Annotated in this window: 13 protein-coding genes; 8 read left to right on the forward strand and 5 right to left on the reverse strand. The window is 55.4% G+C overall.

From position 1 onward, the window contains the following. Positions 1 to 389 precede the first annotated feature (389 nt). Complete coding sequence (locus tag L977_RS06620; protein WP_047625379.1) at positions 390 to 1,955, forward strand: EAL domain-containing protein; 1,566 nt, start codon at positions 390 to 392, stop codon at positions 1,953 to 1,955. A gap of 6 nt (positions 1,956 to 1,961) precedes the next feature. Here L977_RS06620 and soxS read toward each other — a convergent pair whose 3' ends face one another. Then, positions 1,962 to 2,288, reverse strand: coding sequence for a superoxide response transcriptional regulator SoxS (gene soxS, locus L977_RS06625; protein ID WP_008503387.1), 327 nt, complete (start codon positions 2,286 to 2,288; stop codon positions 1,962 to 1,964). 98 nt (positions 2,289 to 2,386) lie between these two features. On the opposite strand from soxS, the gene soxR reads away from it, so the two are divergent. The 4 genes from soxR (at position 2,387) to L977_RS06645 (ending at position 7,286) form a co-directional block, all read left to right on the forward strand. Further along, entirely contained in the window at positions 2,387 to 2,845 is a 459-nt protein-coding gene (soxR, locus tag L977_RS06630; protein ID WP_023331806.1) for a redox-sensitive transcriptional activator SoxR, read from the forward strand. Positions 2,846 to 3,171: 326 nt separating this feature from the next. After that, positions 3,172 to 3,843: a glutathione S-transferase family protein gene (locus tag L977_RS06635; protein ID WP_047625381.1), complete on the forward strand. Its 672-nt coding sequence runs from the start codon at positions 3,172 to 3,174 to the stop codon at positions 3,841 to 3,843. Positions 3,844 to 4,139: 296 nt separating this feature from the next. Then, positions 4,140 to 5,489, forward strand: coding sequence for a guanine/hypoxanthine transporter GhxP (gene ghxP / locus L977_RS06640; protein WP_014882157.1), 1,350 nt, complete (start codon positions 4,140 to 4,142; stop codon positions 5,487 to 5,489). A 150-nt stretch (positions 5,490 to 5,639) separates the two neighbouring features. Further along, entirely contained in the window at positions 5,640 to 7,286 is a 1,647-nt protein-coding gene (locus L977_RS06645) for a Na+/H+ antiporter (RefSeq protein WP_014882158.1), read from the forward strand. Positions 7,287 to 7,367: 81 nt separating this feature from the next. Here L977_RS06645 and L977_RS06650 read toward each other — a convergent pair whose 3' ends face one another. Next, positions 7,368 to 8,255: a LysR family transcriptional regulator gene (locus L977_RS06650; protein ID WP_047625384.1), complete on the reverse strand. Its 888-nt coding sequence runs from the start codon at positions 8,253 to 8,255 to the stop codon at positions 7,368 to 7,370. Between the two features lie 102 nt (positions 8,256 to 8,357). On the opposite strand from L977_RS06650, the gene L977_RS06655 reads away from it, so the two are divergent. Both L977_RS06655 and L977_RS06660 read left to right on the forward strand, forming a co-directional pair. Beyond that, positions 8,358 to 8,768, forward strand: coding sequence for a CidA/LrgA family protein (locus tag L977_RS06655; protein ID WP_014882160.1), 411 nt, complete (start codon positions 8,358 to 8,360; stop codon positions 8,766 to 8,768). Next, on the forward strand, positions 8,761 to 9,450 hold the full coding sequence (locus L977_RS06660; protein ID WP_014882161.1) for an LrgB family protein: 690 nt from the start codon (positions 8,761 to 8,763) through the stop codon (positions 9,448 to 9,450). The genes L977_RS06655 and L977_RS06660 overlap by 8 nt, the downstream gene beginning before the upstream one ends. A gap of 32 nt (positions 9,451 to 9,482) precedes the next feature. Here L977_RS06660 and actP read toward each other — a convergent pair whose 3' ends face one another. The 3 genes from actP to acs all read right to left on the reverse strand — a co-directional run bounded on the left by actP (position 9,483) and on the right by acs (position 13,540). Beyond that, positions 9,483 to 11,132 carry a cation/acetate symporter ActP gene (gene actP / locus L977_RS06665; RefSeq protein WP_014882162.1) on the reverse strand — a complete coding sequence of 550 codons (1,650 nt, stop codon included), beginning with the start codon at positions 11,130 to 11,132 and terminating at the stop codon, positions 9,483 to 9,485. Beyond that, positions 11,129 to 11,443, reverse strand: a complete 315-nt coding sequence (locus tag L977_RS06670) for a DUF485 domain-containing protein (protein WP_014882163.1) — start codon at positions 11,441 to 11,443, stop codon at positions 11,129 to 11,131. The genes actP and L977_RS06670 overlap by 4 nt, the downstream gene beginning before the upstream one ends. 138 nt (positions 11,444 to 11,581) lie before the next feature. After that, entirely contained in the window at positions 11,582 to 13,540 is a 1,959-nt protein-coding gene (gene acs / locus L977_RS06675) for an acetate--CoA ligase (RefSeq protein ID WP_023331810.1), read from the reverse strand. Positions 13,541 to 13,963: 423 nt separating this feature from the next. On the opposite strand from acs, the gene gltP reads away from it, so the two are divergent. Further along, the gene (gene gltP, locus L977_RS06680) at positions 13,964 to 15,277 is read left to right on the forward strand and encodes a glutamate/aspartate:proton symporter GltP (RefSeq protein ID WP_014882165.1); all 1,314 of its coding nucleotides are present in this window, start codon (positions 13,964 to 13,966) and stop codon (positions 15,275 to 15,277) included. Positions 15,278 to 15,330: the final 53 nt, after the last annotated feature.

Genomic DNA, 15,330 nt, shown 5'->3' on the forward strand with positions numbered 1-15,330 from the left:
GAACATGGTGCCGGGTACCTGGGTCCCGATACCTGGCTGAGCGGACACACGATGGGCCAGCCACGAGGTTTTTATAAGTGGCACGTTATTTTTTGCTCATCCTGAAAATAATGTGGTAATAGCCGGGCATTTATAAAACATCGATTCTCTGTTGTGTTATCTTCAAACCCCACATGTTCGCTGGATAATTATTTCCCTTAATTGAAACGGAACGAATACTTACAGTTTAGCTTACGGGAAAATATTATCGTCATAACGAAATTTAAGATTTTTAATACTAAAAGTCAGTTGCTAACTTCGCATGATTCATGCAACGTAATCACCTGTTTAACAAAGCATCCGGCCTTCATTACTACAGGCGTACAACATGCAGGGATATAGGGCGGGAAATGAATCGTAGCGCGCGGCGCAAAATGCTCAGGGTAGTAGGGATCATCATGGTAGTTATGCTGCCGGTGATGCTTGCCCTATGGTTTGCCCAGCTAAGAGCCGTGTCGGAAACAAGCGCTCAGCTCCGTACATTTGCTGAACTGGCTTTAGACAAAACAGAACTGGTTATTCAACAAGTTGATCTGGCCCGGGACGAGGCCGAAAAATATCAGGGTAAACTTTGTACACCGGAACATCGCCAATATATGTTGAACGTTGTGCGTGGCCGCCTGTTTGTCGCTGATTTAATTTATGCCGAAGGTCAGAATCTTCTTTGTTCAACCGTTTTTACGCCGGACCAACCTTACGTGATCCCGATTGCCAATTACACCCGTAAACCTGACATCGCTATCTATTATTTTCGCGACACGCCATTTTATACTGGCTATAAAATGACATATATGCAGCGTGGAAATTATGTCGTGGTGGTCAATCCGCTTTCTTACAGCGAAGTGATGTCTACCGATCATTCTCTCTCCTGGGGAGTGTACGACACGGTAACCAATGCATTCTTTTCCGTTAGCCAGAAAGCTAATCCTTCTTTATTAAATTCGATGATTCAGGATAAGGAATCGGTATTTCAAAAAGATAACCGTTTCTATACCGTCGTGAAATCACCGAAACGGCCTATTGCCGCTATCGTGTCGACGTCAAATAAGCGTTTTTACGAAACGCTCTACCATCAGGCGACGTTGACGCTGCCACTGGGGATGATCTGCAGCATTATTATTTTGCTGGTATGGTCGCGGACGCACCGCGAGCTTAATTCGCCAGGGCGGTTGCTGCATCGGGCGTTGCACAAACGACAGCTTTGCCTGCACTACCAGCCGATTATTGATATCAAGAACAACCAGTGCGTGGGGGCAGAGGCGTTGTTGCGCTGGCCGGGTTTCAACGGGCAGGTGATGAGTCCGGCTGAGTTTATTCCGCTGGCTGAAAAAGAGGGAATGAGCGAGCGGATTACGGATTATGTCGTTGAGGAGGTATTCAGCGATCTGGGCCATTTCCTGGCTGAGCATCCGCATCTCTATATTTCAATTAACCTGTCGGCCACGGATTTCCACTCCTCGCGGCTGATCGCCATGATTTCTGACAAGGCGCGCCACTATGCCGTCCGTGCCCAGCAAATCAAAATCGAAGTGACGGAACGTGGGTTCATTGATGTGCCAAAAACCACTCCGGTGATTCAGGCTTTCCGGCAGGCGGGTTATGAAGTGGCGATCGATGATTTCGGGACCGGTTACTCGAACCTGCACAATCTCTATTCGCTGAACGTCGACATTCTGAAAATCGATAAATCGTTTATCGATACGCTAACGACCAACAGCACCAGCCACCTGATTGCCGAGCATATTATCGAGATGGCGCAAAGCCTGCGGCTTAAAACCATTGCGGAAGGGGTCGAAACGGCAGAGCAGGTGAGTTGGTTGCTGAAGCGTGGCGTCCAGTTCTGTCAGGGATGGCACTTCGCGAAAGCGATGCCGCCCCAGGAATTTATGACCTGGCAGCAGCAACCTTTGCACTAAGGGTGATTAATTCAACTGGTGGCGATAGTCGCTCGGCGTACGGTCAAACTCGCGGCGAAACACGCGGGAAAAGGTTTGTTGCGACACATAGCCAAGATCCATCGCGATATCAAAAATCGGTCGCTGCGTTGAGCGTAACGCCTGCGCCGCCAGCAGCAATCTGCGCTGACGAATGTACTCACCCAGGGTTTGATGCATAACCGTGCGGAACATTCTCTGTAAATACCATTTCGAATAGCCCGACTTTTTAGCGACCACATCAATGTTCAACGGTTGATCGATATGATCATCAATCCATTCAATAAGTGTCTGAATAATCTGCTGATGCGACATAAGGTTGCCCCTCTGTAGATACAACTTTCTTGGTTGATTCGTCGTTTTCTCTGCGGGGGAGTATAATTCCTCAAGTTAACTTGAGGTAAAGAGGTTTTATGGAAAAGAGATTGCCGCGTATTAAAGCGCTTTTAACCCCCGGCGAAGTGGCAAAGCGAAGCGGTGTTGCGGTATCGGCGCTCCACTTCTATGAAAGCAAAGGGTTAATTAAAAGCATCCGTAACGGCGGAAACCAGCGCCGCTATACCCGTGACGTTCTCCGTTACGTGGCGATTATCAAAATTGCGCAACGAATCGGCATTCCCCTGGCGACGATAGGTGAGGCGTTTGGGGTGTTGCCGGAGGGCCACACGCTGAGCCCGAAAGAGTGGAAGGAGCTCTCCTCCCAGTGGCGTGAAGAACTGGACAGACGTATCCATACGCTGGTTGCGCTGCGCGATGAACTGGACGGTTGTATCGGCTGCGGCTGTCTGTCCCGTAGCGACTGCCCGTTGCGGAACCCCGGTGACAGGCTGGGCGAGCAGGGGACAGGGGCGCGGCTGCTGGAAGAAGATTGAGGTTGCGCGGCCTGTTTGCCGGGTAAGGCGCAGCCGCCACCCGGCATACACACGCACCCTATAAAGAACTAAAGCGCCACTAAGGGCGCTTTAGTTTTTCCCGGTCTTTGTCTTTCTCTCTATCCCGCTGGTTCACGGGAGGGTTTCCCCCGACATCAGCACCCCTCGTGTCGAGCTGGTTGGTGAGGTTCCGGATTGTGCTGACACTTTAATTCTATGCAAGCCCCGTTTTTTCGCCAGCGTCGCTGACCGGTTTTTAGCCGAATTTTTTTCGCGGTGTTGTTCAATTTTCTATAGTTAAAAAGTATGAATCACAGGAGAAGACCATGCTCACGGTACATCACCTTAACCAGTCGCGCTCACATCGTGTGATCTGGGCGCTGGAAGAACTCGCCCTGCCTTATGAGATCGTTCACTACCAGCGCGAAAAGAACATGCTGGCGCCGGAGGCTCTCAAAAAGGTGCATCCGTTGGGCAAATCACCCATCATCGAAGATAACGGACTGATCCTCGCGGAATCGGGTGCCATTCTGGAGTACCTCCAGGAAACCTATGATGCCGAATCGCGCCTTAAGCCGTTAGATCCGGCGCATAAGGTGCAATACCGCTTCTGGCTGCATTACGCGGAAGGATCGCTGATGCCACTGCTGTTAATGAAGCTGGTTTTCAACAGCCTCGGCAAGCCGCCCGTGCCGCCAGGCATCCGACTCCTGGGCAAGGCGCTGGGTAAGGGGGTGCAGAAAGCGTATCTCAATCCCCAGCTGGAAACGCATGCGCGCTTTATTGACTCGCATCTCGCTCAAAACAGCTGGTTTGCCGGGGACGCGCTCAGCATGGCCGACATTCAGATGAGTTTCCCGATCTTTGCCCTGCTGGCGCGTGGGGGCATCGACAATCTGCCGCATATTGAGGCCTGGAAGCAAAAGGTCGATAACAGTCCCGGCTGGAAGCGAACCCTGGAACAGGGTGGGCCATTATCCATCCCGGGTGAGGGTTGAAATGTAAACAAATTGCGCATAGACGATAACGTTTGCGCATCCTCTGTTTATTTCTTCAGCGTCATAAGCGAATTTTAGCGAAAAACGATAAAGTTCAGTTGAAAAGGGCGGTGTTTAGGCTGGATAATCGTTTGCCTTAATTTGACCACCCGTTCTTAAGCGCGGAGCTAAACGTTTGCTTTTTTTGTGACGCCCTTTCGTCGCAAACGCAAAACAAGGATTTGACGTATTAGCTGGCAGTGGCGTCTCCACCACGCTTATGAACGTTCTATAAAAACTCTCAGGGGATGTTTTCTATGTCTACGCCATCTGCGCGTACCGGCGGTTCACTTGACGCCATGTTTAAAATTTCGGCTCGCGGCAGCACCGTGCGTCAGGAAGTTGTTGCCGGTCTGACAACGTTTCTGGCGATGGTTTACTCCGTCATCGTTGTGCCGGGCATGCTGGGTAAAGCGGGCTTCCCGCCAGCAGCTGTTTTTGTCGCGACCTGCCTGGTAGCCGGTGTGGGCTCCATTGTGATGGGGCTGTGGGCGAACCTGCCGCTGGCGATTGGTTGCGCCATCTCTTTGACCGCGTTCACCGCGTTCAGCCTGGTGCTGGGTCAGCAGATCAGCGTACCGGTCGCACTCGGCGCTGTGTTCCTGATGGGTGTGCTGTTCACCGTTATCTCTGCTACCGGCATTCGTAGCTGGATTTTGCGCAACCTGCCGCAGGGCGTGGCGCACGGCACCGGTATCGGCATCGGTCTGTTCCTGCTGCTAATCGCCGCTAACGGCGTGGGCCTGGTGATCAAGAACCCGCTGGACGGCCTGCCGGTGGCGCTGGGGCATTTCGCGAGCTTCCCGGTGATCATGTCGCTGATCGGTCTGGCGGTGATTATCGGTCTGGAAAAACTGAAAGTGCCGGGCGGCATTCTGCTGACCATTATCGGTGTATCCATTGTCGGCCTGATTTTCGATCCGAACGTCCACTTCTCCGGTATTTTCGCCATGCCGTCGCTGAGCGATGACAAGGGCAATTCTCTGATTGGCAGCCTGGATATCGTTGGTGCGCTTAACCCGGTAATCCTGCCAAGCGTGCTGGCGCTGGTGATGACCGCCGTGTTTGACGCAACCGGTACGATTCGCGCGGTGGCCGGTCAGGCTAACCTACTGGATAAAGACGGTCAGATTATTGATGGCGGCAAAGCCCTGACGACTGACTCCCTGAGCAGCGTTTTCTCAGGACTGGTGGGCGCAGCGCCTGCGGCAGTGTATATCGAGTCCGCAGCGGGCACGGCTGCAGGTGGTAAAACCGGCCTGACGGCCATCACCGTCGGCGTGCTGTTCCTGCTGATCCTGTTCCTCTCTCCGCTCTCTTATCTGGTACCGGCTTACGCGACCGCGCCAGCGCTGATGTATGTCGGCCTGCTGATGCTGAGCAACGTGGCGAAGATCGACTTTGCGGATTTCGTGGATGCCATGTCTGGCCTGATTACCGCCGTGTTTATCGTGCTGACCTGTAACATCGTGACCGGCATCATGATCGGTTTCGCGTCGCTGGTCATTGGTCGTCTGGTCTCTGGTGAATGGCGCAAGCTGAACATCGGCACCGTGGTGATCGCCGTTGCGCTGGTGGCATTCTACGCAGGCGGCTGGGCCATCTAAGTTGTCCATTGATGCGAAAACGGGTGGCTCAGGCCGCCCGTTTTTATTTTCAGAGCTCATCCCGTTGCCTTTTGCGTTACTCTGAAGAAGATAGAATAAAAGGCACGACGCCTTCCGTAGTACATAAGTAACACAGCAAACAGGGAACGCATGGAAATCTTCTTCACAATACTCATCATGACCCTTGTGGTCTCATTATCCGGGGTGGTCACACGCGTACTGCCCTTTCAGGTCCCCCTGCCATTAATGCAAATTGCCATCGGTGCGCTGCTGGCGTGGCCGACGTTTGGCCTGCACGTGGAATTTGACCCCGAACTGTTCCTCGTGCTGTTTATTCCGCCACTGCTGTTTGCTGATGGCTGGAAAACGCCCACGCGCGAATTCCTTGAGCACGGGCGAGAGATCTTCGGCCTGGCGCTGGCGCTGGTCGTCGTCACCGTCGTCGGGATTGGCTTCCTGATTTACTGGGCCGTACCGGGTATCCCGTTAATCCCCGCCTTTGCGCTGGCCGCCGTGCTCTCGCCAACCGATGCCGTGGCGCTTTCCGGCATTGTGGGTGAAGGTCGTATTCCGAAGAAAATCATGGGGATTTTGCAGGGCGAGGCGCTGATGAATGACGCCTCTGGTCTGGTCGCCCTGAAGTTTGCCGTGGCGGTTGCCATGGGGACGATGGTCTTTACCATTGGCGGCGCGACGCTGGAATTCTTCAAAGTGGCGATTGGCGGTATCCTCGCGGGCTTTGTGGTGAGCTGGCTGTATGGTCGCTCCCTGCGCTTCCTCAGCCGCTGGGGCGGTGATGAACCCGCCACGCAAATCGTACTGCTGTTCCTGCTGCCGTTTGCCTCCTACCTGATTGCCGAACATATTGGCGTGTCGGGCATTCTGGCGGCGGTAGCGGCAGGGATGACCATCACCCGCTCCGGCGTGATGCGTCGCGCGCCGCTGGCAATGCGTCTGCGTGCCAACAGCACCTGGGCGATGCTGGAATTCGTGTTTAACGGCATGGTTTTCCTGCTGTTGGGCCTGCAACTGCCGGGCATTATGGAGTCCTCGCTGATTGCGGCAGAGGCCGATCCGAACGTTGAAGTCTGGATGCTGTTTACCGACATCGTGCTGATCTATATGGCACTGATGCTGGTGCGTTTTGGCTGGCTCTGGACGATGAAGAAATTCAGCGTGCGCTTCCTGACGAAAAAGCCGATGGAGTTTGGCTCCTGGACCACACGCGAGCTGCTGATTGCCTCTTTCGCTGGCGTGCGTGGGGCGATCACCCTTGCCGGTGTGCTCTCTATTCCGCTGCTGCTGCCGACGGGCGATGTCTTCCCGGCGCGCTACGAGCTGGTGTTCCTGGCGGCAGGTGTGATCCTCTTCTCGCTGTTCGTGGGTGTGGTGATGCTGCCGATTTTACTGCAGCACATTGACGCCGGTGATTCGACCCAACAGCATAAAGAGGAGCGTATTGCGCGTGCGGCTACCGCCGAAGTGGCGATAGTCGCTATTCAGAAAATGGAAGAGCGTCTGGCGGCGGATACAGACGAGAACATCGATAACCAGCTGCTGACGGAAGTGAGTTCCCGCGTGATTGGTAACCTGCGCCGTCGGGCTGACGGACGTAATGACGTGGAAAGCTCGCTGCAGGAGGAAAACCTGGAACGCCGGTTCCGCCTGGCGGCGCTGCGTTCAGAGCGTGCCGAGCTGTACCATCTGCGTGCCACGCGGCAGATCAGCAACGAGACGCTGCAAAAGCTGCTGCACGATCTGGATTTGCTGGAAGCGTTGTTGATAGAGAATCAGTAGCGCGCTTTTGCCCGGTGGCGCTGCGCTTACCGGGCCTACATTCGAATCGTAGGCCGGGTAAGGCGAAGCCGCCACCCGGCACTATTCAGACTGCACCCAAAACCCCTTACAGCACTCCAGCCACGCCTGCGCGCTATGCGACAGATACACCCCTTCACGCCAGATCATCCCTAACTGCCAGTGCAGCTCGCTCTCCAGCGGGATCCAGCGCAGGGTGTTTTTATCCAGCCGCTCGCAAATTGGCTGCGGCAGAATGGCAATCCCCACGCCAGCCTGAACCATCGCGGCCAGAAAATCCCACTGACCGCTGCGCACCGCAATGCTTGGCTTCACATTATGTTGGTTAAACAGCGTCATCAGCTGGCGGCTTAAGGCGAAGTCTTCGTTGTAGATTAGCAACGGATGTTCGCCGAGCAGTTCGGGTTTCACCGAGTCAATTTGCAGCCAGTCACCGGAGCGCGGTACGAGCACGCACAGCGGATGGCTGAACAGCGGCAGCGTCGCCAGACCGCTCTCTTCCTCTACGGGGAGGGCCGTCATCGCCACATCCAGCTCGCCGTTCATCACGGCCTGCTGGACGGTCAGGCCGCCAAATTCAGAAATTTTTAGCTCAACGCCGGGGTAGCGCTGACGAAATAGGCTAATCGGCCCGGCCATCATCATGCCGACCATCGGCGGAATGCCAAGACGTAATAGCCCTTTGGTAAGGTGGTTGATATCCGCAAGCTCAGCCTCAAGCTGGCGGAACTCAGCCAGAATCGCCAGCCCACGCTCGAAGACCACGCGCCCGGTATCCGTCAGCAGCAGCTTGCGTCCGTCACGAAGCAGCAGGGTACAGTTCAGCTCGTCCTCAAGGTTTTTCAGCATCTTGCTGATGGTCGGCTGGGTAACGAACAACTTCTCCGCTGCGCGGGTAAAACTTTGCTGGCGAACCACCTCGACAAAATAGCGCAGCGTTCTTATGTCCATGATTATTCCTCGAAACTATACCTTCGATGATTTTAATTCATTTCTGTCCCTGACGTGCGCTCACTATACTGGCGCCTCGTCTCAATTTTGAGGAAAACCCCCATGGCCGTGGCGTTAAGTCGTGTTACGCCTGCCGTTGTGCAACGACTCCAGGTACCGGTTCAGGTACTGCTCTATGCCGGACTGTTTGTTTTCGCGGAATATCTTGTCGACTGGCTGCACCTGCCTTTACCCGCCAACCTGGTCGGGATGGTGCTAATGCTAACGCTGATCCTCTGTCGCGCGTTGCCCCTTAGCTGGGTGCGAGCCGGCGCGCGCTGGCTGCTGGCGGAGATGCTGCTGTTCTTCGTGCCTGCGGTGGTCGCGGTGGTGAACTATGCCCAGTTGCTGATGGTCGACGGCTGGCGCATCTTCGCGGTTATCGCCCTGAGTACGCTGATGGTATTGGGCGCCACTGCCTGGGTGGTGGATAAAGTCTATCGCTTTGAAATCAGCAGGCAGAAGCATGACTAACGTTCAGATAAGCGTGCTGTGTCTGATTGCGACCATCGTAATCTACTTTGCCAACAAGCGTTTGTACCGCCGCTTTCGCGCGCTGCCGCTCATGCCGCTGGTGTTCACCCCCATCCTGCTGGTGCTCATGCTGGTCTTCGGCCATATTTCCTGGCAGAACTACATTGGGGAATCCCACTGGCTGCTGTGGCTGCTCGGCCCGGCCACTATCGCCTTTGCCGTTCCCGTGTACGACAACCTGAATATTATTAAACGCCACTGGATGTCGCTTAGCGCAGGCGTTCTGACTGCCACGGTGGTGGCGGTGTGTAGCTCGGTCTGGCTGGCGCGGCTGTTTACGCTGCCCGATGAAATTCAGCGCAGCCTGGCCGTGCGTTCGGTGACGACGCCGTTTGCGCTGGCAGCGGCTAAACCGCTTGGCGGGCAGCCGGATCTGGTAGCGCTGTTTGTGGTCGTGACGGGCGTCTTTGGCATGGCGGTGGGCGATATGCTCTTTTTGCGGCTTTCTATTCGGGAGGGGATGGCGAAAGGGGCAGGGTTTGGTGCGGCGTCTCATGGCGCAGGTACGGCGCGTTCGTATGAGCTGGGTCAGCAGGAAGGCGTGGTGGCAAGTCTGGTGATGATGCTCTCTGGCGTGACGATGGTGCTTATCGCACCGCTGGTGGCATGGGTGATGTTTTAAACTCCCCGGCCTGAGAGACCGGGGAGAAAGGCTTAGTGTGCGCGGCCCTGTTCAACGCCAAGGCCGGTTTGTGAGCGAATAAACTGGGCGCGGAATTTCTCACGCTCCAGGTTACCTTCCGGCGAGTTGTCGGTGGCCGAGAAGACCCAGATACCAATAAACGCCACGGCAATCGAGAACAGCGCCGGATACTCATACGGGAAAATGGCGCTTTCGTGACCGAGGATCTGTACCCAGATGGTCGGGCCCAGAATCATCAGGATCACCGCCGTCAGCAGCCCCAGCCAGCCGCCAATCATCGCCCCACGGGTGGTCAGTTTTGACCAGTACATGGAGAGCAGAATGATCGGGAAGTTACAGCTCGCCGCAATCGAGAAGGCCAGCCCCACCATAAAGGCGATGTTCTGCTTCTCGAACAGAATACCGAGCAAAATGGCGACCACACCCAGCACCAGCACGGTGATCTTAGAGACTTTCAGCTCGTCACGTTCGCTTGCCCCTTTACGGAACACGTTGGCGTAGAGGTCGTGCGAGACCGCAGAGGCACCGGCCAGCGTCAGTCCCGCTACTACGGCAAGGATGGTGGCGAAGGCCACGGCAGAGATAAAGCCGAGGAACAGGTTACCGCCCACCGCGTCGGCCAGATGCACCGCCGCCATGTTGTTGCCGCCAATCAGCGCACCCGCCGCGTCTTTAAACGCCGGGTTTGCCCCTACCAGCATGATCGCGCCAAAGCCGATGATAAAGGTCAGGATGTAGAAATAACCCATAAAGCCGGTGGCGTAGAAGACGCTCTTACGCGCTTCACGCGCATCGCTCACGGTGAAGAAACGCATCAGAATGTGTGGCAGGCCCGCGGTACCGAACATCAGGCCGAGACCGAGGGAGAGTGCGGATATCGGATCTTTCACCAGCCCGCCCGGGCTCATGATTGCCTCTCCTTTTGGATGAACCGCCATCGCTTCGGTAAACAGGTTATTGAAGCTGAACCCGACGTGCTTCATCACCATAAAGGCCATAAAACTGGCGCCGAACAGCAGCAGGACCGCTTTGATAATCTGTACCCAGGTGGTCGCCAGCATGCCGCCGAACAGGACGTACATCACCATCAGGACGCCAACCAGTACCACGGCGATGTGGTAGTTCAGACCGAACAGCAGTTCGATCAATTTACCTGCCCCGACCATCTGCGCAATGAGGTATAGCGCAACCACCACCAGCGAACCGCAGGCGGAGAGGGTGCGAATAGGCCCCTGTTTCAGGCGATAGGAGGCCACGTCAGCGAAGGTATAGCGCCCGAGGTTGCGCAAGCGCTCGGCAATGAGGAACAGGATGATCGGCCAGCCGACGAGGAAGCCCAGGGAGTAGATCAGGCCGTCGTAGCCGGAGGTATAAACCAGCGCGGAGATCCCGAGGAACGAGGCGGCAGACATAAAGTCGCCCGCTATCGCCAGCCCGTTCTGAAAACCGGTAATGTTGCCGCCCGCGGTGTAATAATCATTACGGGAGCGCACGCGCTTCGACGCCCAGTAAGTGATGTACAGCGTCAGCAGGACGAAAATCAGGAACATCACAATCGCCTGCCAGTTAGTCGGCTGACGCTGAACGTCGCCGGTGATGGCATCCGCCGCGTGGGCGGCAAAAGGAAGTGTGGCGGCAAGCGCCGTCAGGATCCGCTTCATGATGCTTTTACCTCTTGCAGTACCGCTCTGTTGAGACGATCGAATTCACCGTTCGCGCGCCAGACGTACACGCCGGTCAGCAAGAAGGAGATCACAATCACGCCAATGCCAATAGGAATGCCGCGCGTGACGCTGGTGCCCGCGTGCAGCGGGGTGCCCAGCCAGTGCGGAGCAAAGGCGATCAGCATAATAAAGCCGACGTAGATAATCAGCATGATGATAGAAAGGATGAAGGCAAACCGTTGCCGTTTTTCGACGAGCTCCCTGTAGTGCGCACTATTCTCTATCTGCTGACAAATATGGTCATTCATCACAGAGTCTCCAGAGGTTTGTAGGGTAGGTGTTTGTAGTTATTCCCTCTCCCTGTGGGAGAGGGTTAGGGTGAGGGGAGAAGGTGCGATCAGATGCCCTCACCCCGGCCCTCTCCCACAGGGAGAGGGAGAAAACATTTACGAAGGCATTGCGATGGACTGCTTCTCTTCGAGCAGTTTTTCCACCACGCCAGGATCCGCGAGCGTTGAGGTATCACCGAGGTTGCTGGTATCCCCCGCCGCGATTTTGCGCAGGATACGGCGCATAATCTTGCCGGAGCGGGTTTTCGGCAGCGAGTCGGTCCAGTGCAGCACGTCCGGCGTAGCAAGCGGGCCGATCTCCTTACGTACCCAGTTGCGCACCTCGGCGTACAGCTCGGGTGATGGCTCCTCGCCGTGGTTCAGCGTGACGTAAGCGTAAATCGCCTGGCCTTTGATGTTGTGCGGGATCCCGACAACGGCGGCTTCAGCAATTTTCGGATGCGACACCAGCGCCGATTCAATTTCAGCCGTCCCCAGACGGTGGCCAGAAACGTTGAGCACGTCATCCACGCGACCGGTGATCCAGTAATAACCGTCTTCATCACGGCGCGCGCCGTCGCCGCTGAAGTACATGTTTTTAAAGGTCGAGAAATAGGTCTGCTCAAAGCGTTCGTGGTCGCCGAACAGGGTACGCGCCTGGCCTGGCCACGAGTCGACGATCACCAGGTTGCCTTCGGTGGCCCCGTCCAGCGGGTTGCCCTCGTTATCCACCAGCGCAGGCTGTACGCCGAAGAATGGGCGCGTGGCAGAACCGGCCTTCAGCTGTGTGGCGCCAGGCATAGGGGTGATCATGAAGCCGCCGGTTTCGGTCTGCCACCAGGTGTCCATCACCGGGCATTTTTCATTGCCGATTTTCTTCCAGTACCACTCCCAGGCTTCGGGGTTAATGGGTTCACCCACGGAACCGAGGATGCGCAACGAAGAGCGGTCAGTGCCTTCGATGGCCTTATCGCCTTCCGCCATTAACGCGCGGATCGCCGTTGGCGCGGTGTAGAGAATGTTGACCTGGTGCTTGTCGACTACCTGACACATACGCGCCGGGGTCGGCCAGTTTGGCACGCCCTCAAACATCAGCGTGGTGGCACCGCAGGCCAGCGGGCCGTAGAGCAGGTAGCTATGCCCGGTCACCCAGCCCACGTCGGCGGTACACCAGTAGATGTCGCCCGGGTGGTAGTCGAAAACATATTTAAAGGTCGTGGCCGCATAAACCAGATAACCGCCGGTGGTGTGCAGCACGCCTTTCGGTTTACCGGTTGAACCGGAGGTGTAAAGAATGAACAGCGGATCTTCAGCATTCATCTCTTCCGGCTGATGCTGGTCACTCGCTTTCTCGATCAGGTCACTCCACCACAGGTCACGTCCCTCGTTCCAGTCGATCTTGCCGCCGGTACGCTTCAGCACGATAACGTTACTGACCGTTTTGACATTCGGGTTTTTCAGCGCTTCATCGACGTTTTTCTTCAGCGGGATACCGCGTCCGGCGCGCACGCCTTCATCGGCGGTGATCACCAGTTTTGAACTGGAATCGACAATACGGCCGGCAACGGCTTCCGGCGAGAACCCGCCGAAGATAACCGAGTGAATTGCGCCGATACGCGCGCAGGCCAGCATAGCAACCGCGGCTTCCGGCACCATTGGCATATAGATAGCGACCACATCGCCCTTTTTAATGCCTTTTTCCAGCAGGACGTTGGCGAAACGGCAGACGTCGCGATGCAGTTCTTTATAGGTAATGTGTTTGCTCTGTGAGGCATCATCGCCTTCCCAGATGATGGCGGTTTCATTCCCGCGTTCGGCAAGATGGCGATCCAGGCAGTTTGCCGCCAGGTTCAGCGTGCCATCTTCATACCATTTAATGGAGACGTTGCCGGGCGCAAAGGAGGTGTTTTTCACCTTCTGATAAGGTTTGATCCAGTCAAGGATGTGTCCCTGCTCGCCCCAGAAGGCGTCAGGGTGGGAAACTGATTGCTGATATTTCTCGTGGTACTGCTCCGGGGTGATCAGGCAACGGTCCGCAATGTTTGCGGGAATGTCGTGTTTATGTATTTGGCTCATGGCTTTTTTTCTCCTTGTAAGATGTTAATAATATGTCGCAAAAACGTTAATAGTAGGGGCTTTACAAGCTTTGTTTATTATTTGGGCTACAGATCACGCATTGTTTGAAGAGGTTGAAAAACGAGCGAATGAAACTTTGAAGGGAAATAATTCAGCCTGACGATTATTCGCATTTAGATTTAAAAAAGCGTTTTTATAACAAATGGTTATTTATCAGGATAATGACAAACTCGCGTTATACCGTCATTTTCCAGTGAAATGCGTCGTTCTTTAAGGCTTGCGCAACAGGTCGCGCAAATGATACTCATACGCCGCGTTAAAAAATCCCATAAACCAACGCAACACAATTCATACCCTTTCAGTATGTCTCCATATTCATGCAGTTTTGCTGGTGCGGAGATTTCATTGAGGAAGTCAGTTTCTATGAAAAACGTTAAAGTCAGCCTGGCCTGGCAGATCTTGCTAGCCCTTGTGCTGGGCATTTTGCTGGGCAGTTATCTCCACTATCATAGCGACAGCCGCGAATGGCTGATTGCTAACCTGCTCTCCCCGGCGGGCGATATCTTTATTCATTTGATCAAGATGATCGTGGTGCCGATTGTGATCTCGACGCTGGTGGTCGGTATTGCCGGGGTCGGTGACGCGAAACAGTTAGGCCGTATCGGTGCGAAAACCATTCTCTATTTCGAAGTGATCACTACGGTTGCGATTATTCTGGGGATTACCCTGGCAAACGTGTTCCAGCCAGGCTCCGGGATCGATATGTCGCAGCTGGCCACGGTGGATATTTCGAAATACCAAAGCACAACGGCGGAAGTGCAGAGCCATGCGCACGGCCTGATGGGCACGATCCTTTCACTGGTGCCGACCAATATCGTGGCATCGATGGCGAAAGGCGAGATGTTGCCGATCATCTTCTTCTCGGTGCTGTTTGGCCTGGGGCTCTCCTCGCTGCCTGCCACGCACCGTGAACCGCTGGTCACCGTCTTCCGCTCTATCTCCGAAACCATGTTCAAAGTGACCCACATGGTGATGCGCTACGCGCCGGTTGGGGTGTTCGCATTAATTGCGGTGACCGTGGCAAACTTCGGCTTTGCCTCCCTGTGGCCGCTGGCGAAGCTGGTGATCCTGGTGCACTTCGCCATCCTGTTCTTTGCGCTGGTGGTGCTGGGCATTGTGGCGCGCCTGTGCGGGCTGAGCATCTGGATCCTGATCCGTATCCTGAAAGATGAGTTGATTCTGGCGTACTCCACGGCAAGCTCTGAGAGCGTGCTGCCGCGCATTATTGAGAAGATGGAGGCTTACGGTGCGCCTGCCTCTATCACCAGCTTCGTGGTGCCGACCGGCTACTCTTTCAACCTGGACGGTTCAACGCTGTACCAGAGTATCGCCGCTATCTTTATTGCGCAGCTGTATGGCATTGACCTGTCGCTGTGGCAGGAGATCGTGCTGGTGCTGACCCTGATGGTGACGTCTAAGGGTATTGCAGGCGTACCGGGCGTTTCGTTCGTGGTGCTGCTGGCGACGCTGGGCAGCGTGGGTATTCCGCTGGAAGGTCTGGCGTTTATCGCCGGTGTCGACCGTATCCTCGATATGGCGCGTACGGCGCTGAACGTGGTGGGGAATGCCCTGGCGGTGCTGGTTATCGCCAAGTGGGAACACAAATTCGACCGTAAAAAAGCGCTGGCGTATGAACGCGAGGTGCTGGGGCGTTTTGATAAGACGGCCGATCGGTAACATCTTATGCCCGGTGGCGCTGCGCTTACCGGGCCTACGGGTTTTGTAGGCCG

This window comes from Enterobacter sp. ZOR0014 (assembly GCF_000798855.1).
Lineage (GTDB): Bacteria > Pseudomonadota > Gammaproteobacteria > Enterobacterales > Enterobacteriaceae > Enterobacter > Enterobacter kobei.